The sequence below is a fragment of the Enterobacter sp. T2 genome (assembly GCF_010692925.1).
Classification (GTDB): Bacteria; Pseudomonadota; Gammaproteobacteria; order Enterobacterales; family Enterobacteriaceae; genus Enterobacter; species Enterobacter kobei.
In genome coordinates this window covers 1,409,564-1,433,043 of sequence record NZ_CP048736.1, presented here as the reverse complement: position 1 = coordinate 1,433,043, position 23,480 = coordinate 1,409,564, and the positions used below count along the sequence as shown (strand labels likewise).

23 protein-coding genes and 1 riboswitch are annotated in these 23,480 nt (G+C 57.3%); of the genes, 13 read left to right on the top strand and 10 right to left on the bottom strand.

Features of this window, described 5'->3' with window-relative positions; translation table 11 throughout:
• Positions 1-69: 69 nt before the first annotated feature.
• Positions 70-1,032 carry a DNA-binding protein YbiB gene (gene ybiB, locus G0034_RS06790; protein WP_179120647.1) on the bottom strand — a complete coding sequence of 321 codons (963 nt, stop codon included), beginning with the start codon at positions 1,030-1,032 and terminating at the stop codon, positions 70-72.
• A 252-nt stretch (positions 1,033-1,284) separates the two neighbouring features.
• Between ybiB and G0034_RS06785 the strand changes: the two genes are divergently transcribed.
• The 5 genes from G0034_RS06785 to G0034_RS06765 all read left to right on the top strand — a co-directional run bounded on the left by G0034_RS06785 (position 1,285) and on the right by G0034_RS06765 (position 6,677).
• Positions 1,285-1,821 (top strand): fimbrial protein, encoded by a 537-nt coding sequence (locus tag G0034_RS06785; RefSeq protein ID WP_014883100.1) that lies wholly within the window; start codon positions 1,285-1,287, stop codon positions 1,819-1,821.
• Between the two features lie 68 nt (positions 1,822-1,889).
• Positions 1,890-2,564 (top strand): fimbrial biogenesis chaperone, encoded by a 675-nt coding sequence (locus G0034_RS06780; RefSeq protein WP_047026667.1) that lies wholly within the window; start codon positions 1,890-1,892, stop codon positions 2,562-2,564.
• Between the two features lie 74 nt (positions 2,565-2,638).
• The gene (locus G0034_RS06775) at positions 2,639-5,149 is read left to right on the top strand and encodes a fimbria/pilus outer membrane usher protein (RefSeq protein WP_266073441.1); all 2,511 of its coding nucleotides are present in this window, start codon (positions 2,639-2,641) and stop codon (positions 5,147-5,149) included.
• Between the two features lie 20 nt (positions 5,150-5,169).
• On the top strand, positions 5,170-6,159 hold the full coding sequence (locus tag G0034_RS06770) for a fimbrial protein (protein WP_045134229.1): 990 nt from the start codon (positions 5,170-5,172) through the stop codon (positions 6,157-6,159).
• Between the two features lie 5 nt (positions 6,160-6,164).
• The gene (locus G0034_RS06765) at positions 6,165-6,677 is read left to right on the top strand and encodes a fimbrial protein (RefSeq protein WP_041163089.1); all 513 of its coding nucleotides are present in this window, start codon (positions 6,165-6,167) and stop codon (positions 6,675-6,677) included.
• Here G0034_RS06765 and dinG read toward each other — a convergent pair.
• Together dinG and rhlE are read right to left on the bottom strand one after the other, a co-directional pair.
• Positions 6,664-8,841, bottom strand: a complete 2,178-nt coding sequence (dinG, locus tag G0034_RS06760) for an ATP-dependent DNA helicase DinG (protein ID WP_014883095.1) — start codon at positions 8,839-8,841, stop codon at positions 6,664-6,666. The two genes, G0034_RS06765 and dinG, sit on opposite strands and share 14 nt — an antisense overlap.
• 97 nt (positions 8,842-8,938) lie before the next feature.
• Positions 8,939-10,303: an ATP-dependent RNA helicase RhlE gene (rhlE, locus tag G0034_RS06755; protein ID WP_069601833.1), complete on the bottom strand. Its 1,365-nt coding sequence runs from the start codon at positions 10,301-10,303 to the stop codon at positions 8,939-8,941.
• A 208-nt stretch (positions 10,304-10,511) separates the two neighbouring features.
• On the opposite strand from rhlE, the gene cecR reads away from it, so the two are divergent.
• Genes cecR through G0034_RS06730 form a run of 5 tightly spaced genes read left to right on the top strand, consistent with a single transcriptional unit; the run spans position 10,512 to position 16,152 of the window.
• Positions 10,512-11,189 (top strand): transcriptional regulator CecR, encoded by a 678-nt coding sequence (gene cecR / locus G0034_RS06750; RefSeq protein WP_179120645.1) that lies wholly within the window; start codon positions 10,512-10,514, stop codon positions 11,187-11,189.
• Complete coding sequence (hlyD, locus tag G0034_RS06745; RefSeq protein WP_179120644.1) at positions 11,186-12,181, top strand: secretion protein HlyD; 996 nt, start codon at positions 11,186-11,188, stop codon at positions 12,179-12,181. The genes cecR and hlyD overlap by 4 nt, the downstream gene beginning before the upstream one ends.
• The gene (locus G0034_RS06740) at positions 12,174-13,913 is read left to right on the top strand and encodes an ATP-binding cassette domain-containing protein (RefSeq protein WP_058690464.1); all 1,740 of its coding nucleotides are present in this window, start codon (positions 12,174-12,176) and stop codon (positions 13,911-13,913) included. The genes hlyD and G0034_RS06740 overlap by 8 nt, the downstream gene beginning before the upstream one ends.
• Positions 13,903-15,036, top strand: coding sequence for an ABC transporter permease (locus tag G0034_RS06735; protein ID WP_014883090.1), 1,134 nt, complete (start codon positions 13,903-13,905; stop codon positions 15,034-15,036). Before G0034_RS06740 ends, G0034_RS06735 begins: the two co-directional genes overlap by 11 nt.
• 9 nt (positions 15,037-15,045) lie before the next feature.
• Positions 15,046-16,152, top strand: coding sequence for an ABC transporter permease (locus tag G0034_RS06730; protein WP_023332455.1), 1,107 nt, complete (start codon positions 15,046-15,048; stop codon positions 16,150-16,152).
• Here G0034_RS06730 and G0034_RS06725 read toward each other — a convergent pair.
• Entirely contained in the window at positions 16,114-16,524 is a 411-nt protein-coding gene (locus G0034_RS06725; protein ID WP_014883088.1) for a YbhQ family protein, read from the bottom strand. The genes G0034_RS06730 and G0034_RS06725 overlap by 39 nt on opposite strands.
• Before the next feature lie 133 nt (positions 16,525-16,657).
• Between G0034_RS06725 and G0034_RS06720 the strand changes: the two genes are divergently transcribed.
• Genes G0034_RS06720 through G0034_RS06710 form a run of 3 tightly spaced genes read left to right on the top strand, consistent with a single transcriptional unit; the run spans position 16,658 to position 19,616 of the window.
• The gene (locus G0034_RS06720; RefSeq protein ID WP_179120643.1) at positions 16,658-17,419 is read left to right on the top strand and encodes an endonuclease/exonuclease/phosphatase family protein; all 762 of its coding nucleotides are present in this window, start codon (positions 16,658-16,660) and stop codon (positions 17,417-17,419) included.
• Entirely contained in the window at positions 17,416-18,654 is a 1,239-nt protein-coding gene (gene clsB, locus G0034_RS06715; protein WP_023332453.1) for a cardiolipin synthase ClsB, read from the top strand. Before G0034_RS06720 ends, clsB begins: the two co-directional genes overlap by 4 nt.
• The gene (locus G0034_RS06710; RefSeq protein ID WP_014883085.1) at positions 18,654-19,616 is read left to right on the top strand and encodes a lysylphosphatidylglycerol synthase transmembrane domain-containing protein; all 963 of its coding nucleotides are present in this window, start codon (positions 18,654-18,656) and stop codon (positions 19,614-19,616) included. Before clsB ends, G0034_RS06710 begins: the two co-directional genes overlap by 1 nt.
• 89 nt (positions 19,617-19,705) lie before the next feature.
• Here G0034_RS06710 and G0034_RS06705 read toward each other — a convergent pair whose 3' ends face one another.
• The 6 genes from G0034_RS06705 to moaA form a co-directional block, all read right to left on the bottom strand.
• On the bottom strand, positions 19,706-20,413 hold the full coding sequence (locus G0034_RS06705) for a Bax inhibitor-1/YccA family protein (RefSeq protein WP_014883084.1): 708 nt from the start codon (positions 20,411-20,413) through the stop codon (positions 19,706-19,708).
• Between the two features lie 64 nt (positions 20,414-20,477).
• Positions 20,478-20,930: a molybdopterin synthase catalytic subunit MoaE gene (moaE, locus tag G0034_RS06700; RefSeq protein ID WP_179120642.1), complete on the bottom strand. Its 453-nt coding sequence runs from the start codon at positions 20,928-20,930 to the stop codon at positions 20,478-20,480.
• A 1-nt stretch (position 20,931) separates the two neighbouring features.
• Complete coding sequence (gene moaD, locus G0034_RS06695) at positions 20,932-21,177, bottom strand: molybdopterin synthase sulfur carrier subunit (RefSeq protein WP_179120641.1); 246 nt, start codon at positions 21,175-21,177, stop codon at positions 20,932-20,934.
• Entirely contained in the window at positions 21,170-21,655 is a 486-nt protein-coding gene (gene moaC, locus G0034_RS06690) for a cyclic pyranopterin monophosphate synthase MoaC (protein WP_179120640.1), read from the bottom strand. The genes moaD and moaC overlap by 8 nt, the downstream gene beginning before the upstream one ends.
• A 3-nt stretch (positions 21,656-21,658) precedes the next feature.
• Complete coding sequence (gene moaB, locus G0034_RS06685) at positions 21,659-22,171, bottom strand: molybdenum cofactor biosynthesis protein B (protein ID WP_179120639.1); 513 nt, start codon at positions 22,169-22,171, stop codon at positions 21,659-21,661.
• Between the two features lie 24 nt (positions 22,172-22,195).
• The gene (gene moaA, locus G0034_RS06680; RefSeq protein ID WP_045281103.1) at positions 22,196-23,185 is read right to left on the bottom strand and encodes a GTP 3',8-cyclase MoaA; all 990 of its coding nucleotides are present in this window, start codon (positions 23,183-23,185) and stop codon (positions 22,196-22,198) included.
• A riboswitch (molybdenum cofactor riboswitch) is annotated at positions 23,173-23,307 on the bottom strand. Its footprint overlaps the gene before it by 13 nt.
• Between the last annotated feature and the right edge of the window lie 173 nt (positions 23,308-23,480).

Below are 23,480 nucleotides of genomic sequence, written 5' to 3'. Positions count from 1 at the left end.
CAACCCTCATTGACCCTGTTGTTTGTTACCCTTGCTTGCCCGTCCGCCACTGGACGGGCTTTTTTTTGCCTAAAATGCCGCCTCAACCCGTTTCATGCCAGCCTCGACCGTGTCAACTTCCCCGGTCGCCAGCAGGCAGCAGGCCATCTGTAACCTGATGGACTGCGGCACCGGCACATTTCCGGCAAGGCACTGTTCAATCCACTTCGCGGTGATGTAGGGATCTTTCGCCTCCGGCAGAATAACGCCGCTGTTCTCTTCCCCACGTTCAAGCGCGATACGCGTCCCAGCCGCGTCGATCAGCATTATTTGCGGGCAGCGCTGCGGATTAGCGTACACCTCGCCTTCCGTCCCATGCATCAGCAACGCGTTGCCGCCAATCTCTTCAAAGAATTTCCCCACGCGCCCCACGTATTCCGGGTGCGAAACGCTGGAAAGGCGCAGCACGGCATTTTCGGCAAACGGCGTGGCCAGCTTCGCCAGCGTATGCGCGCTGTTACGCACGCCCATTCGCCAGCGCATTGCGAGCTGCTTTTCCAGCGGCGGGCAGAGCGCCTTAACGGGAATATAGACCGGCTGATGGCTATCGAGCTTCGCCTGCGCCTGCCCGGCGTGGAGAGTGGGTTCGATCCCCTGCAGTTCAAAAATCGTTTCTGTCAGCACGCGGGTCGGATCTTCACTCACCCCATGCACCACCACCGGAAAACCCAGCTTATGTAACAGAATAGCCAGCAGCGGCGTCAGGTTGGCCTGCTTGCGCGCGCCGTTATAGCTGGGAATGACGATCGGCATCGGTTTTGCCACAGGTGGCGTCAGACGCAGCGTTTGCGCCTGCATCGCCTCATAAAAGCCGCGCATCTCCGCTTCACCTTCTCCCTTAATGCGCAGGGCGATAAGAATGCCGCCGAGTTCGAGATCGGGAACCTCACCGTTGAGCATACGGGTGTAAAGCGCACGCGCTGTCTCATGATCCAGGTCGCGGGCATGGTTTTTTCCACGCCCTACCTCTTTGATAATTTTACGATAATCCACGGTATCTCTCCTGAAAACGTCACCTTGTTAACACTATATCCCCGATGAAACCTGCCAGGTAGCTTTTTATCCCCACCGCCAGAGCCATCTGTTTTACCGAAGAAAAAAATTATGCAAGCACTGATTCAATTATTTGTGATGTCTATAGAAGATTCTTATCCATCCATTCTTTGATTAAATAACGAACGGAAATCATTGAGGACAACGGGCAAAAACCTTAGGCACGTTTTTACCCACACACCAGGAACTATTATGAACAAGATTGCGTTAGGTCTTTTTATCGCGTCGGTGATTGGCTGCTCGGCATCCGCTTTTGCAGCAACAGACGGTGAAGGACAGATCAACTTTACGGGCGAAATCATCGATTCCGCCTGTCAGGTTGTGAATGGTTTAAGTAACCCGTTGAACGTGACATTAGGCAAAGTCTCCAAGACGGTCTTTACCGGTGCCGGCTCCACCAGCACCGCCACGAAGTTTGATATTGAGTTAAAAAACTGCCCGGAAACCGTTACGGCGGCGGCAATCAACTTCGGTGGAACCCCGGATGCCAATAACAACAGCACCCTGGCGTTAACCCCCGATGCAGATGCCGCAACCGGCGTAGCCATTCAGCTGATCGACTCTTCTGAGCAGCCCGTCAGTTTATATACTCCGTCAAAAGAGTATCCGCTGGCCTCCGGCACCGCAGTAAACGATCTGCAGTTTGCCGCGCGATATATTCAAACCGGTGCGGCTATTACCGCGGGTCCGGCAAACTCTGTTTCAACATTCACGGTTATTTATAACTGATATTGCTCACCAGGGACTATTTCCTTTTGCAAAAAAGAGATAGTCCCGCCTTATTTTGAGAAAAAACTATGCGTCACGGTTATTTACTCAGCACCCTTTTACTGGTAGCTGCAACGGCACATGCAGGCGTTATTATTAACGGCACGCGCCTGGTCTACCAGGGAGGCAAAAAGGAATCCTCTATCGGTATTTCAAACCCAGATGCAACGGATTATCTGGTGCAATCCTGGGCGGATTCTGGCGGTAAAGACCTGGCCAAAGCCCCCTTTCTGATTACGCCGCCACTGTTTCGTCTTGATGCAAAGCAGGAAAACGTTCTGCGCGTCGTACGTACCGGCGGAAATTTGCCTGAAGATCGCGAGTCGATGTTCTGGCTGAATATAAAAGCCATCCCCTCCTCAAAAAAGGTGGCGGGTGTCAATACCCTGCAAATTGCGGTTAACACGCGCATTAAGCTGATGTACCGCCCGGCCTCCGTCAAGGGTAAACCGGAAACGGTCGCGGATCAGCTTGAGTGGCACCGCGAGGGCAATGATTTAGTGGTTAACAACCCGACGCCGTTTTATATGAATTTCCAGTCGGTCACCCTTAACGGTCATAAGGTCGATAAAGCGACCTGGGCCGTACCAAAAACCGAAACCCATTTTGCGTTGCCTGCACATACCGGCGGTTCAACCGTGTCCTGGTCAATTATTACTGATTACGGCAGCATCAGCAAAACGCTCTCTGCATCCGTGCATTAATACCGTACCCAATAACGCACCTTATGATTACCTATTCTTCAACCCCAAGAAGGCAATTGCCTTCCGTTTATCGGATGCTTACGCTGCTGACCCTGCTATGCGGGTTAGCGGCCGTGGGTTTTTCGCAGCAAACGCGGGCGGATGATTATTTTAATCCAGCGTTGTTGGATGTGGATAATCCACAGCAGGGAAAAACCGATCTCTCCATTTATGAAAAAGGCCCGGGACAGGCGCCAGGGAAATATCAGGTCACGATCTTTATCAATAATAATAAAATTGATACCCGCGACGTGACCTTTATATTGCAAAAGCAGGATAATGGAGAAAATTCCCTTCAGCCCTGCTTTACTCTGTCCGATTTAAAAAGCCTGGGTATTAAAACTGACGACTATCCTCAGCTTGCCGTGAAAGGCTCATGCGCGGATTTGCACGCCATACCGGCGGCGACGGCAACATTTCGCGTCAGCAACCAGCAACTTCTGTTGAGCATTCCGCAGTCCGCGCTCGGTCAGGTTCCCCGTGGCTATATTGACCCAACAGAATTTGATGAGGGGATCACGGCGGGCATCCTCAACTACAGCGCCAGCGCCAGCCAGAGCCACGCCCGTCAGCAGGGCATGCAGGACAACAGCAGCCAGTACGTTAACCTGCGTCCGGGCCTGAACGTCGGCGCGTGGCGCCTGCGCAACTACTCCACCTGGAGTCGCAGCACCAGCGGTCACGAAGAAGAGCAATCCTTTAACTCGGTCTACACCTATGCCCAGCGCGATATCGTGGCGTTAAAAAGCGATCTGACCGTAGGCCAAAGCAGCTCCCCGGCAGACGTATTTGACAGCGTTCCGTATACCGGCGCGCAGCTGAACTCCGACAACGATATGCTGCCGGACAGCGAAAAAGGCTATGCCCCGATCATCCGCGGCACGGCCCACAGTAATGCGCTGGTGGTGGTACGTCAGAACGGCTACGTGATTTATCAAAATACCGTTGCGCCGGGTGCATTTGAAATCAATGACCTGTATCCCACCGGCAGCAGCGGCGATCTCCAGGTCACCGTGAAAGAGACGGACGGCAGCGAACGTCACTTTGTGGTGCCCTACGCCTCCGTTCCGGTCCTCCAGCGCGAAAAGCACCTGAAATACAGCGTCTCTGCCGGGCGCTACCGCTCTTATGACAAAGACGTGGAAAAAACGCCCTTCGCTCAGGGGAGTGTCATTTATGGCCTGCCGTACGGATTCACCGCCTACGGTGGCGTGCAGCAAAGCAGCCATTATCAGTCACAGGCGCTGGGCACCGGTAAAAACTTTGGCGATCTTGGCGCGTTTTCTGTCGACGTGACGCGCGCCAAAGCGCTGCTCAAAAAACAGCAGGCCAGCAAGGGGCAATCCTGGCGTCTGCGCTACAGCAAAGATTTCGCGGGTACGGGTACAAACTTCGCTCTGGCTGGCTATCGCTACAACAGTAAAGGGTTTTACACCCTCGAAGACACCATGGAATCCTATACCCGCGCCGATGACTGGTCAGCACCGCAGCAGCGCCGCGCGCGTACCGAGGCCACCATCGATCAAACCCTCGGCGAAGGCTGGGGATCGTTTACGCTGAGCCTGGTCAAAGAGACCTACTGGAACCAGGGTCAGGACATGACCTCGATGAGCGTCAGCTATAACAACAGCTGGAAGGGAATCACCTACAGCATGAGCTATAGCCTCAACAAAAACACCAACAGCCGTGATGACGAAGGCGATTCGGTCAGTAACGATAACCTGTTCGCGCTGAGCGTGTCGGTACCGCTGGATCGCTGGATGAGCAACACCTGGGCCTCCTACAACATGAATAACAATAAAGACGGCACCACGCACACGCTGGGCCTGAACGGGACGGCGCTGGAGGAGAACAACCTTAACTGGAACGTGCAGGAAGGCTATGACTCATCAGAGAACGGTACCTCTACCAGTCTGAACGCCGATTATAAAGCCACCTACGGGGAAGTGAGTGGCGGTTTCAGCCAGGACAAATACCAGCGGACCACCAACGTCGGTCTGCAGGGGGGCATGATAGCCCACGCTAACGGCCTGACGCTGAGCCAGCCGCTGGGCGAGACCATCGCGCTGGTGAAAGCGCCCGGAGCCAGCGGCACGCACATCGCCAACCAGACGGGCGTGGAAACTGACTTCCGCGGCTATACCGTGGTGCCCTTTGTCACCGCCTATCGCCACAACACGATTTCGCTGGATACCGAAACGCTGCCTGACGAGGCTGACGTGACGCACGCTTCGCAGATCGTCACGCCAACCCGCGGTGCGGTGGTGCGGGCAAGCTTCAATACCCGCGTGGGTCATCGCGTCCTGATGACGCTGACGCACAACGGGAAGCCGCTGCCCTTCGGCGCAACGGTTACCACCGAGGATAAGGACAGCGAATTTATCGTCGGCACTGATGGCCAAACCTATCTTTCCGGAATGCCCGATCGCGGCAAGCTTTCCGTCTCATGGGGACAGGAAGCCAGCGACCACTGCGTTGCGGAATACACGCTCACGGATGAAAAAGAGAAAACAGACATTATTAACGCTGCCGCGCAGTGTCAGTAATCAACCGAGCAGGTTCACCTATGCAGCTTGTAAAACAATGCTTTTTCTTACTCATACTGGCAACCGCATCGCTGTTTATGCCGCATGCAAAAGCCACCTGTACGTCGCCGGATATGCCAAAGACCATTAACCTGTCCACGGTTTCCGTCTCCACCACGCTTCCCGTCGGCGCGACCATCCCCGGCACCGAACAGACGGTACACGTCGCGGGCCACTGTGATAATGCTGCAGATAAGGGTTTGGAGATCGTCTCCTGCTACTACGGCTACGGCACGGAAATTCCCGGCCTTTCCGGGGTCTATGAATCCGGCGTGAAGGGGGTTGGTATTGCGCTGATGAATGACAAAGGTCAGCGCATCAGCGGTGCGGGCGGGGTCACCTGTGACTCCCGCGGCACGCCAATTGGCTATGTCTCAACTGACGGCAACCAGACGTTCGATTTTAACGTCACGCTGGAGCTGGTAAAAACGGATACCGCCGTAGAATCCGGTACGCTAAATCAAAGCCAGACCGTTTTTGGCATTGGCGTTTTTGGTCACGAAGGCATCGGTTCACCCAACAATGTCAGCTATGCCGGTAACGTAAACCTTGAAAACGTCACCTGCTCCGTACTGCCAAAAAGCCTGACCGTCAACATGGGCGATTTCCCGGTCAGCGATTTCAACATGGTCGGCACGCTGGCGATGCCCGCGAAGGAGTTCAACATCACGGTGAACTGTAACTCCACCGTTCAGCCGGAATTTAAGGTCACCAGCAGCGACGGCTACGTACCCGGTTATCAGGGGGTGCTTAAGCTCACGCCGGAGGATGGCGTGGCAACGGGGGTCGGGATTGAAATGGTGATCGACAACGAGCTGGCAACGTTCGATACCTACACCCCAACTGAAACCCTGGCCTATGCCAACCAGACGATGGATATCCCGGTCAAGCTGAACTATTTGCAGGTGGCAGATGAAGTCACCCCTGGCCCGGCGAACGCCGTCGCCACCATTACTCTGGCCTATAAGTGATGAAAATGAAGAAACGTCTCTTTGTGCTGGCCGCGCTGGCCAGCACGCTCACCTTTCTGGCCCGGGCTGACGATATTCAGCTGCAAATGGTCGGTAACATTTATGCCAACACCTGCCTCGTGGACAGCGCCAGTAAGGATTTAACCGTTGATTTAGGCCAGGCGGCTTCCAGTGAATTCCACGACGTGGGGGATACCGGCGCGTGGAAAACCTTCAGCCTGAAGGTAACGCATTGTCCGAAATCCCTCGCCCTGGCGACTGCCTTCTTTTACGGTCAGGCGGATGCCACGCACCCAACCAAATTTGCCAACACGGGCAGCGCGAAGGGGCTGGCGCTGGAGCTGGCGGACAGCCAGGACCATATACTCATCGCACCGCAGGCCAGCTTTAACGCGCTGATTGACCAGAACGACCATACCGCCACCTTCCCGCTGGCCGCACGCTATTACGCCACCGCTATGCCTGTTACCGCAGGCACGTTCAGCAGCGTCGTTCAGGTGACCTTCACTTACCAGTAGGACCGCGCCCCTTAGCACGGATGCTTTTTCGACGCCCGGCAGCCTGTTTTGCCGGGCGTTTTTTTATCTCCGGTACCGACGGCTGTTCAATCGGGAAGACCGGTAGCGCGTTGAGCAGCCGCTGTCCATAATTTTTGGTCAGCAGACGTTTATCGTAGATCACCACTTCGCCCCAGCAGCCGTGGCTTCGAATCAAACGCCCCACCTGCTGAATCAGGTTAAACGATGCCGCAGGCAGACTCTGCACCTCAAACGGATAGCGGTTAAGGCTTTTCAGCCATTCGCCCTCGGTGATCACCACCGGGCTGTCGATGGGGGGGAAGGCAATTTTATGAATGTGGACCTGCGTCAGGTAGTCGCCTTTCAGGTCAAGACCTTCCGCGAAAGACTGCAATCCCACCAGCACGCTACGCTCGCCGTTATCAATGCGTTTACGGTGGGTTTCCACCAGCCTGTAACGCGGCTGGTCACCCTGCACCAGCAGGAGTAAACGCAGATCGGTGACGTGTTCCAGAAAACGCTGCATGGCGCGTCCACTGGCGAATAACACCAGCATGCCAGGGTATTTTTTACTCTCGACCTGTTCGCGGAAATAGGCCGCCATTTCCGCAATGTGCTGTTCTTCGTTGTCGATCAGCGGCTCAAACGTCATGCGCGGAATGACCAGCTTGCCCTGCTCGCAGTGGTTAAACGGCGAGTCCAGCGCCACAAAGCGGTCACCCGCTTTTTCTTTAAGCCCGCTCATCTCCTGCAAACGAGAAAAACTGTTCAAAGAACGCAGCGTGGCAGAGGTCACCACCACGTGCGGCACGCTGCGCCAGATCAGCTTTTCCAGCTGATCGGCCACGCGGATGCCCACGCAGTGGAAGAAGAGATGCACCTGCCCGTCCCGCACGTCGCGGGTGGCCCATTTGGTGACCGGCGCGCCTGATGCCTGCGCCATTGAGGCCAGCCGCCAGAGTTTGCTCTGCGCTTCGAACATGCCCAGCGCGCGGTTCATCTGTAGCAGAATACGGTGCAGACGCACCACGTCATGCGTGCCGGTTTTCTCGCTCAGATCGTTTAAGAACATCTCCGCCAGCCCGCGCAGCTTTTCAAGGTGCTTTGCCAGCTGCTGACAAATTTCCATCACCTCTTCCGGCAGTTCGCCCATCGCAAAGCGATGTTCCGCCTCCTGGGCTGCGGGAAGATAAAGGTTGAGGATGTTATTGAGCGAGGAGATCAGGCCGTAAACCTCTTCACAATGCTCGCTTAGCCGTTCCGGCACCGCCAGCGGCGGCGTGGTTTTCGGGCGGAACTGCTCCATGCAGGTTGCCACCAACTTGCAGAACAGATCCAGCTGCAGGCGGAACCAGGGCGCGGTGATCTCGGCGCTCATCTCCAGCGCGTCCCGAGCCACGTCGGGCAGATGGTGGCCTTCGTCGAGCACCAGCAGCAGATTTTTGGGCTCCGGTAGCACCGCCTCACTCTCCAGCGCGGCCATCACCAGCGCGTGGTTGGCGACAACCACCTCCGCCTCCTGAATTTCGCGCCGGGCGACAAAGAACGGGCACTCGCGGTAGTAGTGGCAGTTGCGGTTCAGACAGCTGGCTTTGTCGGTGCTGAGCCTGCGCCATAAGTCGTCGCTGATGGCCTGGCTGGTGTGATCCCGCAGGCCGTCCCACTTATAGCCGTCGAGTTCGGCTTTGAGTTTTGCACACTGCTCCTGCTCGGCCTTATTGTTCGGCGTCAGCTCGTCATCAAGAAACGCGAGCAGATCCTGTTGATTCGGCTCGCTGCTGGCGAGCGCCGCCAGGTTACGTGGGCACACGTAGCGCCCGCGCCCAAAGGCGGCGGTAAAGCGCAGGTCGGGGATGATTTTGCGCAGCAGCGGCAAATCTTTGCTGAAAATCTGATCCTGCAGGGCCACGTTGGCGGTGCTGACCACCAGCGTTTTGTCCTCTTCCCGCGCGATGGCAATACCGGGAATGAGATATGACAGGGTTTTCCCGACGCCGGTCGGCGCTTCAATCGCCAGATGTCGCCCGTCGTCCCCGGCAAGCGTTTTTGCCACGTCAGCAATCATCTGCCGCTGCGGCGCTCGGGGGATAAAGTCGGGGATCTGCTGTTGTAGCGCCTTGTACCATGCGCCAATTTGCGCTTTCAGCGCCGCGGTTAAAGCCATCGAAAAACCTGAAATACTGTATAAACAGCCACTATTGTGGCACTTTCTCTTCGCTGCCGCAAAAAGAAAAGCCCGGCTTTACGACCGGGCTTCCAGATTACTGCGGGTTAGCAGGTTTACGCGGGCGGCGTCGACGCTGCCCTTCCCCTGCCGGTTTCCCTTCACCGCTGCGCCACGGACTTTCACCGGCCGGTTTGCTGTCGTTGTTGCGACGCGGGGGTTTGCCGGATGATTTCGGCGCGCCGCCTTCAGCACGACGCGGCTGCTGACCGCGACCACCGCCGCCCTGGCGACCGTTCTGAATCGGCTCCGCCTTGATGGACGGATCCACTTCGTAGCCCGGGGTTTCGATGCGTGGGATCTCTTTCTTCAGCAGACGTTCGATGTCGCGCAGCAGCTTGTGTTCATCGACGCAGACCAGTGACAGCGCTTCACCGGTTGCCGCCGCGCGGCCGGTACGACCGATACGGTGAACGTAATCTTCCGGGACGTTTGGCAGCTCGTAGTTTACTACGTGCGGCAGCTCTTCAATGTCCAGACCACGCGCGGCGATGTCGGTTGCCACCAGCACGCGGATGTCGCCAGATTTGAAGTCCGCCAGCGCACGGGTACGCGCACCCTGGCTCTTGTTACCGTGGATGGCGGCACTGCGGATACCGTCTTTATTGAGCTGTTCCGCCAGGTGGTTCGCACCGTGCTTGGTGCGGGTAAAGACCAGCACCTGCTGCCAGTTACCCTGGCCGATCATCTGGGAGAGCAGCTCCCGCTTACGCTTTTTATCAACAAAGTGAACGTGCTGTGTCACCTGCTCAGAGGCGGTGTTGCGACGCGCCACTTCCACTTCCAGCGGGTTATGCAGCAGCTTTTCTGCCAGCGCCTTGATCTCGTCGGAGAAGGTGGCAGAGAACAGCAGGTTCTGACGACGCGCAGGCAGCTTGGCCAGCACGCGACGGATGTCGTGGATAAAGCCCATGTCGAGCATGCGGTCGGCTTCGTCCAGCACCAGAATTTCAATCTGATCGAGCTTCACCGCGTTCTGGTGTTCGAGATCCAGCAGACGGCCCGGCGTTGCCACCAGCACGTCCACGCCGCCGCGCAGCTTCATCATCTGCGGGTTAATGCTGACGCCACCGAAAACGACCAGCGAGCGAATGTTGAGATAGCGGCTGTAGTCACGCACATTCTCACCAATCTGCGCCGCCAGCTCACGGGTTGGGGTCAGGATCAGCGCACGAACCGGACGACGGCCTTTGGCGTGCGGCTGGTTTTTTACCAGCAGCTCTAACAGCGGCAGCGTAAAGCCCGCGGTTTTACCGGTGCCGGTCTGGGCGCTGGCCATCAGGTCACGCCCCTGAAGAACGGCGGGGATCGCCTGCTGCTGGATGGGGGTTGGCTCAACGTAGCCCTGCTCTGCGATGGCACGCAGAATTTCCGGGTTCAGGCCAAGGGAATCAAAAGACATAAAAACTCCGAACCGCCCCGACCATCACAGGTGTAGTTTTCAGGGAGATATAACGAAAAGGGGAAGGACAAAAACCACAATGTCGTGAAGGTGCGGAGTGTAGCAGCTTTTGTGACGTGGCGCATAAAATATCCCAGCACGAACGCTCGACGGTTCAGCAATTCGGGGCTATTTTTAATCAATCGATTGATTAATTTTTAATGCCGCCATGAATACGACCCCAACGACAACCAAAGGTGAACAGGCCAAAAGCCAGCTGATTGCTGCCGCGCTGGCGCAGTTTGGCGAGTATGGCCTGCACGCGACCACGCGAGATATCGCCGCCCAGGCCGGGCAAAACATTGCGGCGATCACCTACTATTTTGGCTCAAAAGAGGATTTGTACCTCGCCTGCGCCCAGTGGATTGCCGATTTTATCGGCACACATTTTCGTCCGCACGTTGAAGAAGCCAGCGAGCTGTTGAGCCAGCCGACGCCGGATCGTGACGCTATCCGGCGGCTTATCCTGAATGCCTGCCATAATATGATCCGCCTGCTGACGCACGACGATACGCTCAACCTGAGTAAGTTTATCTCCCGCGAGCAGCTCTCCCCTACAACTGCCTATCAGCTGGTACACGATCAGGTCATTGCTCCGATGCATACCCACCTGACCCACCTGATCGCCGCCTATACTGGGCGGGACGCCAGCGATACCGTGACCATTTTGCATACCCATGCCCTGCTGGGTGAAATCCTTGCCTTTCGTCTGGGGCGGGAAACCATCCTGTTACGCACCGGCTGGACACAATTCGATGAGGATAAAGCCGCGCAGATTAGCCAGGTCATCACCTGTCATCTCGATCTGATCCTGCAAGGCTTAATGCAAAGGAGCCTGAAGTCATGAAAAAACCTGTCGCCATCATTCTGGTGGTTGTTGTTTTGCTTGCCGCGGGCGTCGGTGGCTGGCTGTGGTATCAGAGCCATCAGGACCGGGGCCTGACGCTGTACGGTAATGTGGATATTCGTACCGTGAATATGAGCTTCCGCGTGGGTGGCCGTCTCGCCTCGCTGAGCGTTGACGAAGGCGATGCCATTAAACGCGGGCAGACGCTGGGCATGCTGGATAAAGCCCCCTACGAGAACGCCCTGATGCAGGCCAAAGCCGGCGTTTCCGTTGCCCAGGCGCAATATGACCTGATGCTGGCGGGTTATCGTGACGAAGAGATCGCCCAGGCCGCCGCTGCCGTTAAGCAGGCGAAAGCTGCCTACGACTACGCGCAGAATTTCTATAACCGTCAGCAGGGGCTGTGGAAAAGCCGCACCATTTCAGCCAACGATCTGGAGAATGCGCGTTCATCCCGCGACCAGGCGCAGGCGACGCTGAAATCCGCGCAGGATAAATTAAGCCAGTACACCACCGGTAACCGCCCGCAGGACATTGCCCAGGCCAAAGCCAGCCTTGAACAGGCGCAGGCGCAGCTGGCCCAGGCAGAGCTGGATCTGCATGATACAACCCTCATCGCCCCGTCTGACGGTACGCTGATGACCCGTGCCGTGGAGCCGGGCAGCATGCTCAGCGCGGGCAGCACCGTATTAACGCTCTCCCTGACCCGCCCGGTCTGGGTGCGCGCCTACATTGACGAGCCAAATCTCGGCCAGATGCAGCCGGGCCGCGAGCTGCTGCTCTATACCGATGGTCGTCCGGATAAGCCGTATCACGGCAAAGTCGGCTTTGTCTCCCCCACCGCCGAATTCACCCCGAAAACCGTTGAAACGCCGGACCTGCGTACCGACCTGGTGTACCGTCTGCGCATCATCGTCACCGATGCGGACGACGCGCTGCGTCAGGGCATGCCTGTTACCGTAAAAGTGGACAACGGGGAACGACATGAATGACGCGGTTATCCAGCTCAACAATCTGGTCAAACGCTTCGCAGGGATGGACAAACCGGCGGTCGCCCCGCTGAACTGCACCATTCAGAAAGGCTATGTGACCGGCCTGGTCGGCCCGGACGGCGCAGGCAAAACCACGCTGATGCGGATGCTGGCCGGCTTGCTGAAGCCGGATGAAGGCGCAGCCAGCGTGCTTGGCCTTGACCCTATCAAAGACGACGGCGCGCTCCACGCCATGCTCGGCTATATGCCGCAGAAGTTTGGTCTGTATGAAGATCTGACGGTGATGGAAAACCTGAACCTGTATGCCGACCTGCGCAGCGTGACCGGCGAAACCCGGCAGAAAACCTTCGCCCGCCTGCTTGAGTTCACCTCCCTCGGCCCGTTCACCGGCCGGCTGGCGGGCAAGCTCTCCGGCGGGATGAAGCAAAAGCTGGGGCTGGCCTGTACGCTCGTCGGCGAACCAAAGGTCCTGCTGCTGGACGAGCCCGGCGTCGGCGTGGACCCCATCTCCCGCCGTGAGCTGTGGCAGATGGTGCACGAGCTGGCAGGCGACGGGATGCTGATCCTCTGGAGCACCTCCTACCTCGACGAAGCGGAACAGTGCCGGGACGTGCTGCTGATGAACGAAGGCGAGCTGCTTTATCAGGGCGAGCCAACGACGTTGACGCAGAGCATGGCCGGACGCAGTTTCCTCCTCCACAGCCCGCAGGAGTCCAACCGCAGGCTGCTGCAGAGAGTGCTGAAACTGCCGCAGGTGAGCGACGGGATGATTCAGGGCAGGTCCGTGCGCGTAATCCTCAAAAAGGAGGCCACCGTCGAGGATATTCGCCGCGCGCCTGGCATGCCTGAAATTGAAATGGCAGAGACGGCGCCGCGCTTTGAAGATGCGTTTATCGACCTGCTGGGCGGCGCGGGGACATCGGAATCGCCTCTCGGCGCGATCCTCCACACGGTTGAAGGTACGCCGGGCGAGACGGTGATTGAAGCCAAATCCCTGACCAAAAAGTTCGGCGATTTCGCCGCCACCGATAACGTCAACTTTGCGGTAAAACGCGGCGAGATTTTTGGCCTGCTCGGGCCGAACGGCGCTGGGAAATCCACCACCTTTAAAATGATGTGTGGCCTGCTGGTGCCGACGTCCGGCAAGGCGCTGGTGCTGGATATGGATCTCAAAGTCAGCTCCGGCAAGGCGCGCCAGCATCTGGGCTATATGGCACAGAAATTCTCGTTGTATGGCAACCTGACCGTCGAGCAGAATCTGCGCTTTTTCTCCGGCGTGTACGGCCTGCGTGGGCGCGCGCAGAACGAGAAAATCCGCCGCATGAGCGATGCCTTCGGGTTAACGAATATTGCCTCCCACGCCACCGACGAACTGCCCCTCGGCTTTAAGCAGCGCCTCGCGCTGGCCTGCTCGCTGATGCACGAGCCCGATATTCTTTTCCTCGATGAGCCGACCTCCGGGGTGGATCCCCTCACCCGCCGCGAGTTCTGGCTGCATATCAACAGCATGGTGGAGAAAGGGGTGACGGTGATGGTGACCACCCACTTTATGGATGAGGCGGAATACTGCGACCGCATCGGGCTGGTCTATCGCGGCAAGCTGATTGCCCACGGCACCCCGGACGACCTGAAAAACCAGGCCGCCGACGATGCCGTGCCAGACCCGACCATGGAGCAGGCGTTTATCACCCTCATCCACGACTGGGATAAGGAGAATGCCCATGCGCAGTAACGCCCTTTCCTGGCGCCGGGTGCGCGCGTTATGCATAAAAGAGACGCGGCAGATCGTGCGTGACCCGAGTAGCTGGCTGATTGCGGTGGTGATCCCCCTGCTGCTGCTGTTTATCTTTGGCTACGGCATCAACCTCGACTCTAGCAAGCTGCGGGTCGGCATTTTGCTGGAGCAGCAGAGCGAAGAGGCGCTGGACTTCACCCACGCCATGACCGGCTCGCCGTACATTGACGCCACCATCAGCGATAGCCGGCAGGCGCTGATCCAGAAGATGCAGGCCGGGAAAATTCGCGGGCTGGTGGTCATCCCGGTGGATTTCGCCGCCAATATGGCGCGGGCGAATGCCGACGCGCCGATCCAGGTGATTACCGACGGCAGCGAACCGAACACCGCCAACTTCGTGCAGGGCTACGTGGAGGGGATCTGGCAGCTATGGCAGATGCAGCGCGCCGAAGACCGGGGGGAGACGTTTGAACCGCTCATCGACGTGCAAACGCGCTACTGGTTTAACCCTGCCGCCATCAGCCAGCACTTTATCATTCCGGGCGCGGTGACGATTATCATGACGGTGATTGGCGCGATCCTGACCTCGCTGGTGATCGCCCGCGAGTGGGAGCGTGGCACCATGGAGGCGCTGCTCTCCACAGAAGTGACGCGCGTCGAGCTGCTGCTGTGCAAGCTCATCCCCTACTACTTCCTCGGCATGCTGGCGATGCTGCTCTGTATGCTTGTCGCCGTCTTTATCCTCGGCGTGCCGTACCGCGGCTCGCTGGTGGTGCTGTTTTTTATCACCAGCCTGTTTTTACTCAGCACGCTGGGGATGGGGCTGCTCATCTCCACCATCACCCGCAACCAGTTTAACGCCGCGCAGGTGGCGCTCAACGCCGCCTTTTTACCGTCGATTATGCTGTCCGGGTTTATTTTCCAGATAGACAGTATGCCAGCGGTGATCCGCGCCGTGACCTACATCATTCCGGCGCGTTATTTCGTGAGCACGCTGCAAAGCCTGTTCCTGGCGGGGAATATTCCGGTGGTGCTGATTATCAACACGCTGTTTTTAATGGCGTCAGCGGTGATGTTTATCGGATTGACGTGGTTGAAAACCAAACGGCGTCTGGATTAAGGAGCGAACATGTTTCACCGACTATGGACGTTAATACGAAAAGAGCTGCAATCCCTGCTGCGCGAGCCGCAAACCCGCGCCATTCTGGTTTTGCCGGTGCTGATCCAGGTTTTGCTTTTCCCCTTTGCCGCGACGCTTGAGGTGACCAACGCCACCATCGCCATTTACAACGAAGACAACGGTAAACATTCCGTCGAGCTGACGCAGCGCTTTGCCCGTGCAAAAGCGTTTACCCATATCCTGCTGCTGAAAAGCCCGCAGGAAATCCAGCCGACCATCGATACGCAAAAAGCCCTGCTGCTGGTGCGCTTCCCGGCAGATTTTTCCCGTAACCTGGATACCTTCCAGACCGCGCCGATGCAGCTTATCCTCGACGGGCGCAACTCTAACAGCGCCCAGATTGCGGCCAACTATCTGCAGCAGGTGGTGAAGAATTATCAGCAGGAGCTGATGGACGGCAAACCAAAGCCCAACAACAGCGAGCTGGTGGTGCGTAACTGGTACAACCCGAATCTGGACTACAAATGGTTTGTGGTGCCGTCGCTGATCGCCATGATCACCACCATCGGGGTGATGATCGTCACCTCCCTGTCCGTCGCCCGCGAGCGGGAGCAAGGTACGCTGGATCAGCTGCTGGTTTCCCCACTCGCGACCTGGCAAATCTTTGTTGGCAAAGCGGTGCCGGCGCTGATTGTCGCGACATTTCAGGCCACTATCGTGCTGGGCGTGGGAATTTGGGCCTATCAAATCCCGTTTGCCGGTTCGCTGGCGCTGTTTTACTTCACGATGGTGATTTACGGGCTGTCGCTGGTGGGGTTTGGGCTGTTAATTTCGGCGCTGTGCTCGACGCAGCAGCAGGCGTTTATCGGCGTGTTTGTCTTTATGATGCCAGCGATTTTGCTCTCCGGGTACGTTTCCCCTGTCGAGAACATGCCGGTGTGGCTGCAGGACATCACATGGATAAACCCGATACGCCACTTTACGGACATTACCAAGCAGATCTATCTGAAGGATGCGAGTCTGGATATTGTCTGGGGGAGTTTGTGGCCGCTACTGGTCATAGCGGCCACGACGGGGTCAGTGGCGTACGCGATGTTTAGACGCAACATTGCGTAGCTTTTTCTCTTTGGTGAGCAATGAGACCACCGCAGGCCCTGCAAGGATTGCGAGACCCGCCAGGGCCAGCAGCAGGTTGTTTTGCAGCACGCGTGACAGCAGCCAAAGCACAATCATCGCGGCACCAAAGTACCAGGTGGTGGTGAGCTCTTCGAGCACATCACCCACCTCGCGCCAGCGCGCTTCATGGTGGCGCTGTAAGAACAACATCGACAGCACGGTGACGCCATAGAGGACGCATAGCCCCAGGCCAACACGCACCAGCGTGCCGCTCATCCAGCCCATCACCAGTACGGCCACGACCAGTAAATGCAACATTATCTGCCAGCAACTTAACCCCGTTGCGACACGAACACGTTGTTGCCACTTCATGGCTTATCTCCTGAAGGATTTTTATCTGCTTAATCAGACTACCGCACTTTACGGAAAATTCCGTAACGCCGCATCTTTTTGTGACGCCGACTACACTTTATTTTCATTGGGATAGTCACTCAGGAAGGGGCTTATGACTCAAAAAATGCAGCATTTCTCGCTTAAAGTGCTGACGATAAACATTCATAAAGGCTTCACAGCATTTAATCGCCGCTTCATTTTACCGGAGCTGCGCGACGCGGTTCGCACCGTCAGCGCGGACATTGTCTGCCTGCAGGAGGTGATGGGCGCGCACGAGGTGCATCCCATGCATTTCCAGAACTGGCCCGATACGCCGCACTATGAATTTCTGGCCGACACGATGTGGAGTGATTACGCCTACGGGCGCAACGCGGTCTATCCGGAAGGCCATCACGGGAACGCGGTGCTGTCACGTTTTCCTATCGAACATTATGAGAACCGGGACGTTTCCGTGGGTGAGAGCGAAAAGCGCGGGCTGCTATACTGCCGCATCGCGCCACCGGCACTCACGGTGCCCATTCATGTCGGTTGCGTGCATCTTGGCCTGCGCGAAGCCCACCGTCAGGCGCAGCTACAGATGCTGGCTGACTGGACCAATGCGCTTCCCGACGGTGAACCCGTGGTCGTGGCCGGTGATTTTAACGACTGGCGGCAGCGCGCGAACCATCCTCTGAAGGTCAATGCAGGGCTGGAGGAGATTTTTACCCGGGCCCATGGTCGCCCGGCACGGACGTTCCCGGTGCGCTTTCCCCTGCTGCGCCTGGACCGTATCTACGTGAAAAATGCCCATGCCAGCAGCCCGACGGCGCTGGCCTTACTTAACTGGCGACATCTGTCCGACCATGCCCCGCTCAGCGCGGAGATCCACTTATGAAATGTTCCTGGCAGGAAGGCAACCGGATCTCGCTGCTGGTCAACGGCGACGAGTATTACCCGGCCGTCTTTAAGGCGATTGATAACGCTAAGCAGAGAGTGATCCTCGAAACCTTTATCTGGTTCGAGGACGACGTGGGCAAACAGTTACACAGCGTACTGCTGCGTGCCGCCCGGCGCGGCGTCAAAATTGAAGCGCTGCTGGACGGCTATGGCTCACCGGACCTCAGCGACGGGTTCGTGAATGAACTGACCGCTGCGGGCGTGGTGTTCCGCTACTACGATCCCGGCCCGCGCCTGTTTGGCATGCGTACCAACCTTTTCCGGCGGATGCACCGCAAAATTGTGGTGGTGGATGAGGCGGTGGCGTTTGTCGGCGGCATTAACTACTCCGCTGAACATATGTCCGACTACGGCCCGGAAGCAAAACAGGATTACGCCATTCGCATTGAGGGCCCGGTAGTACAGGACATCGTATTATTCGAACTGGAGAACCTGCCGGGGAAAGAGGCCGTTCGCCGCTGGTGGAAACGCCGCCATCGCCCGGAGGAGAACCGCAAGCCCGGCGAAGCGCAGGCCCTTTTCGTCTGGCGCGATAACGGCGAGCACCGGGACGATATTGAACGCCATTACCTGAAGATGCTCGCCAACGCGAAGCGCGAAGTGATCATTGCTAACGCCTACTTTTTCCCGGGCTATCGCCTGCTGCATGCCATGCGTAATGCGGCCCGGCGCGGCGTACGGGTGAAGCTGATTGTGCAGGGCGAGCCGGATATGCCGATAGTCAAAGTCGGCGCGCGGCTGCTGTATAACTATCTGGTCAAAGGCGGCGTTCAGATCTACGAATATCGCCGTCGGCCGCTACATGGCAAAGTCGCGCTGATGGACGATCACTGGGCCACCGTCGGCTCCAGCAACCTGGATCCGCTGAGCTTATCGCTGAATCTCGAAGCTAACCTGATCATCCACGATCGTCAGTTTAATCAGACCCTGCGGGATAATTTGCAGGCCCTGATTGTTAACGACTGCGTGCGCGTGGATGAGTCTATGGTGCCGAAACGCACCTGGTGGAACCTGGGCATCAGCGTAGTGGTGTTCCACTTCCTGCGTCATTTCCCGGCGATGGTCGGCTGGCTGCCAGCGCATACGCCGAAGCTGGCGCAGGTGGACCCGCCGGTACAACCCGAAATGGAAACCCAGGACCGCGTTGAAGCGGAAGATGGAGGCAAACCCTGATGTCGAAATCACATCCGCGCTGGCGGCTGGCGAAAAAAATTCTCACCTGGGTGTTCTTTATTGCGGTCGCCGTGCTGCTGGTGGTTTACGCCCAAAAAGTTGACTGGGAGGAGGTGTGGAAAGTTATCCGCAACTACAACCGGATGGTGCTGCTGGGCGCGACAGGGCTGGTGATCGTGAGCTACCTGATGTACGGCTGCTACGACCTGCTGGGCCGGGCATACTGCGGCCACAAGCTGGCTAAACGCCAGGTGATGCTGGTGTCGTTTATTTGCTACGCCTTCAACCTGACGCTGAGTACCTGGGTCGGGGGGATTGGCATGCGCTATCGCCTCTACTCGCGTCTCGGGCTGCCGGGCGGGACTATAACCCGCATTTTTTCCCTGAGCATCACCACTAACTGGCTGGGCTATATTCTGCTCGGCGGGGTGATTTTCACCATCGGCGTGGTCCAGCTGCCCGCGCACTGGTACATCGATGAAGCCACGCTGCGTATTCTCGGCATCGTGCTGCTGCTGATTATCGCTTTTTATCTGTGGGCCTGCGCGTTTGCTAAACGCCGTCATATGACCCTCAGAGGGCAGAAACTGGTATTGCCGTCGTGGAAGTTTGCCATGCTGCAGATGGCGGTATCCAGCGCTAACTGGATGGCGATGGGAGCAATTATCTGGCTGTTGATTGGCGAGGACGTGAATTACTTCTTCGTGTTGGGCGTGCTGCTGGTGAGCAGTATCGCCGGGGTTATTGTGCATATCCCGGCGGGGATTGGGGTGCTGGAGGCGGTGTTCATTGCGCTTCTGGCCGGAGAGCATGTTTCTCAGGGAGCGATTATTGCCGCCCTACTCGCCTACCGCATGCTCTATTACTTCCTGCCGCTGGCGCTGGCCACGGTCTGTTATCTGGTGCTGGAGAGTCGGGCGAAGAAACTACGGGCGAAGAATGAGAGGATGTTAGCGAAGTGAATAAGTCGGGTGGCGGCTTCGCCTTACCCGACCTACGGTTCGCGTTTCGTAGGCCGGGTAAGGCGAAGCCGCCACCCGGCAAAACAACCTTAACGACGGTTGCCGAAAATACGCAGCAACATCAGGAACAGGTTGATGAAGTCCAGATAGAGCGTCAGCGCGCCCAGAATCGAGTATTTGCGCAGGTTTGAACTGTCGCGCACGTCGATCTGCTCGCCGATGTTTTTCAGCTTCTGGGTGTCATACGCCGTCAGCCCAACGAAGACCACCACACCAATGTAGGTCACGGCCCACATCAGCGCTTCACTCTTCAGCCACAGGTTCACCAGCGACGCCAGCACAATCCCGATCAGCCCCATAAACAGCATGCTGCCGAAACCGCTCAGGTCACGTTTGGTGGTGTAGCCGTAAAGGCTCATCGCGCCGAACATCCCGCCGGTTACCACAAACGTGCTGGCAATGGAGGAGTAGGTGTAGACGATGAAAATACTGGAAAGCGTCAGCCCCGTTAGCGCCGAATAGAGCATAAACAGCGTGGTCGCCATCCCCGCACTGAGCTTTTGCACCAGCCCGGAGAGGACAAACACCAGCGCCAGCTGCGCGATAATCAGCCCAAAGAAGGTGATTTTGCTGGAGAAGATAAACATCATCAGTTCAGGCGTGTTCGCCGCATACCACGCGATAAACGCGGTAAGCAGCAGGCCAACTGTCATCCAGCCGTAAACCTGAGCCATATACGTCTGCAGGCCGCTACGGGTCTGCTGTACTATTGAATCGGAACGCGGAAATCGGTCCATGATTCACTCCTGATTAAGATTAAGTAGACACACACGTTAAGATTAACACATCCACGTCAACCGACTACCAACGGCTGGCGGCTTGTTTATCGCTATCGCGGGATTCCACCCAGCGCTCCCCTTCCGGCGTCGCTTCCCGCTTCCAGAACGGCGCTTTAGTTTTGAGGTAATCCATCATGAACTCCCCTGCCGCAAACGCGCTGCCGCGGTGCGCGCTGGTCACGCCCACGAAAACAATCTCTTCGCCTGGCCACATCTCGCCGATGCGGTGGATCACCGTGACGCGCCCGAGCGGCCAGCGGCCTCGCGCTTCTTCCACAATGGCCGCCAGCGATTTCTCCGTCATGCCTGGGTAGTGCTCCAGCGTCAGCGCCTTTACGCTGTCACCGAGGTTGTGGTTACGCACCTTGCCGGTGAACGTCACGACCGCGCCGTCTTCGTCACGCTCGGCCAGCCAGTCATATTCTGCCCCCACGTTAAAACGCGCCGGGCTCACCAGAATTCGGGTCTCAGCCATCTTAACCCCCTGTGACCGGCGGAAAGAAGGCCACTTCATCCCCTGCGGTTAGTGGATGGCTGAACTCAACCAGCGTCTGGTTCACGGCGGCCAGCAGCTTACTTTCGTCCAGCGCCAGCGCCCAGCGTTCGCCCTGTGCGGCCAGATGCGCACGCAGGGCGGCGACATTTTCAAAAGAGCCCTCCAGCATCAGGCTGTCGGTATTCACCAGCTCGCGCACCTGGGCAAAAAAGAGCACCTTAATCATGGCTGTCCACCTTAAAATCACCGGATTTGCCGCCGCTTTTTGCCAGCAGGCGAACCGGGCCAATCACCATATCTTTCTGCACCGCTTTACACATGTCGTAGATGGTCAGCGCGGCAACGGAGGCTGCCGTCAGGGCTTCCATCTCAACGCCGGTCTTCCCGGTTAAGCGGCACAGGGACTCAATGCGCACCCGATTATGCTCCGGCTGCGCCTGCAGGTTCACTTCCACCTTGCTAAGCATCAGCGGATGGCAAAGGGGAATGAGGTCCCAGGTGCGCTTGGCGGCCTGAATACCGGCGATGCGGGCGGTGGCAAAGACGTCACCCTTGTGGTGGCTGCCGTCGATAATCATCGCCAGCGTTTCCGGCTGCATGGTAACGAACGCTTCCGCGCGCGCCTCGCGCACCGTTTCCTCTTTGGCGGAGACATCTACCATATGCGCTTCGCCGGCGGCGTTAATGTGGGTCAGTTGTGACATAGCTTATTTCTTTAAATGGGGATGGAAATTACACGGACGGGTACGGGCATCCAGCTGCGGGGCGATGATGTTTTCCCACGCGTTGCGGCAGGCTTTGGTCGAGCCCGGCATGGCGAAAATCAGGGTGTTGTTGGCCACCCCGGCGACGGCGCGCGACTGCAGCGTGGAGGTACCAATCTCCTCAAAGGAGAGCATGCGGAATACTTCGCCGAAGCCTTCCACTTCGCGGTCAAACAGTGGGATCAGCGCTTCAGGCGCCTGATCGCCTGCGGTAAAACCGGTGCCGCCGGTGATCAATACCACCTGCACTTCATCGCTGGCAATCCACTGCGAAACCTGCGCGCGAATGGCGTAGCGGTTCTCTTTCACAATCGCTTTATCGACGATGTGATGCCCCGCATCATGGGCCGCCTCGCGCAGCCAGTGGCCGGACGTATCATCCTCTTCGCCACGGCGGTTGGAAACGGTAAGAATAGCAATGCGTGTCGGGATAAATTCTGCGCTTACCTGACTCATCTTCTGATTCCTTCTTAAGCCTGATCACCCGCCAATATAAGACAGGTTCTGAGTAATGCCGGTGTTGCCCTGATGCAGGAAGTGGGTCTGTTTTTTGTGCGTCAGAGCTTCAGAAATGCGCGCTTCAAGCGCTTCCTGTTGAGCATCGTCTTCCAGCAGATCGCGCAGATCTACGCCGCCGTCGCCGAAGAGGCAGAGATGGAGCTTGCCCACGGAGGAGACGCGCAGACGGTTACAGCTGGCGCAGAAGTCTTTCTCATAGGGCATGATAAGGCCAATCTCACCCTCGTAATCCGGGTGGCAGAAGACCTGCGCCGGGCCGTCGCTGCGCTGGCGGATCTGGCGGATCCAGCCACGTTTGAGCAGCTCGTCGCGCAACACCATGCCGGAAATGTGATGGCGGCGGAACAGGTCACTGCCCTCACCGGTTTCCATCAGCTCGATAAAACGCAGCTGGATGGGGCGGGATTTTATCCATGCCAGGAAGGTATCGAGCTGATGATGGTTCACATCACGCATCAGCACCGTATTGACTTTGACTTTCTCGAACCCGGCCGCAAATGCCGCGTCGATGCCGTCCATCACCTGGCGGAACTTGTCCTGGCCGGTAATGGCGTGAAACTGGCGGGCATCGAGGCTGTCCACGCTGACGTTGATGGCGGTTAAGCCCGCGTCGCGCCAGGTCGCCACATCACGCGCCATCCGGTAACCGTTGGTGGTCACCGCAATCTGGCGGATATGTTCGTTTTCACGCACGGCGGCAATGATGTCGGGGAAATCACGGCGCAGAGAAGGTTCGCCTCCGGTCAGCCTGACCTTTTCGGTGCCAAGCCCGGAGAACGCGCGCGTAACGCGGCGCACCTCATCCACGGAGAGAAAGCCGTTATTGGTGACGCTGCCCGGTTTGTAACCGTCGGGCAGGCAGTAGGTGCAACGGAAGTTGCACACATCGGTAATCGACAGACGTAAGTAATAAAACTTACGCGCGAAAGCATCAGTCAGTTGTGAAGCCATGTACACCTTTCCAGATACGGGAGGCACAGTCATTTCTTTCTGTACCCTGGTGGCAGATCCGCCACGGCCAGAGCGCCATATCTTTCGACACAGGCACAAAGGCTAGAGTGTATGTTTTCAAATTCGAAAACGTGGTTATGGCGATAGTAGCGCGGAAATTCTCACTTCGCCATCATCGCCTTTCGCTATATAATTATGTATATAGCGACTCAATCGTGCATTTTCGCTACAGAATACCTAAAAACCCTCTTTTCGCATTGATATACGTCATTTTGCTTCGTATGAGGCATCGTCT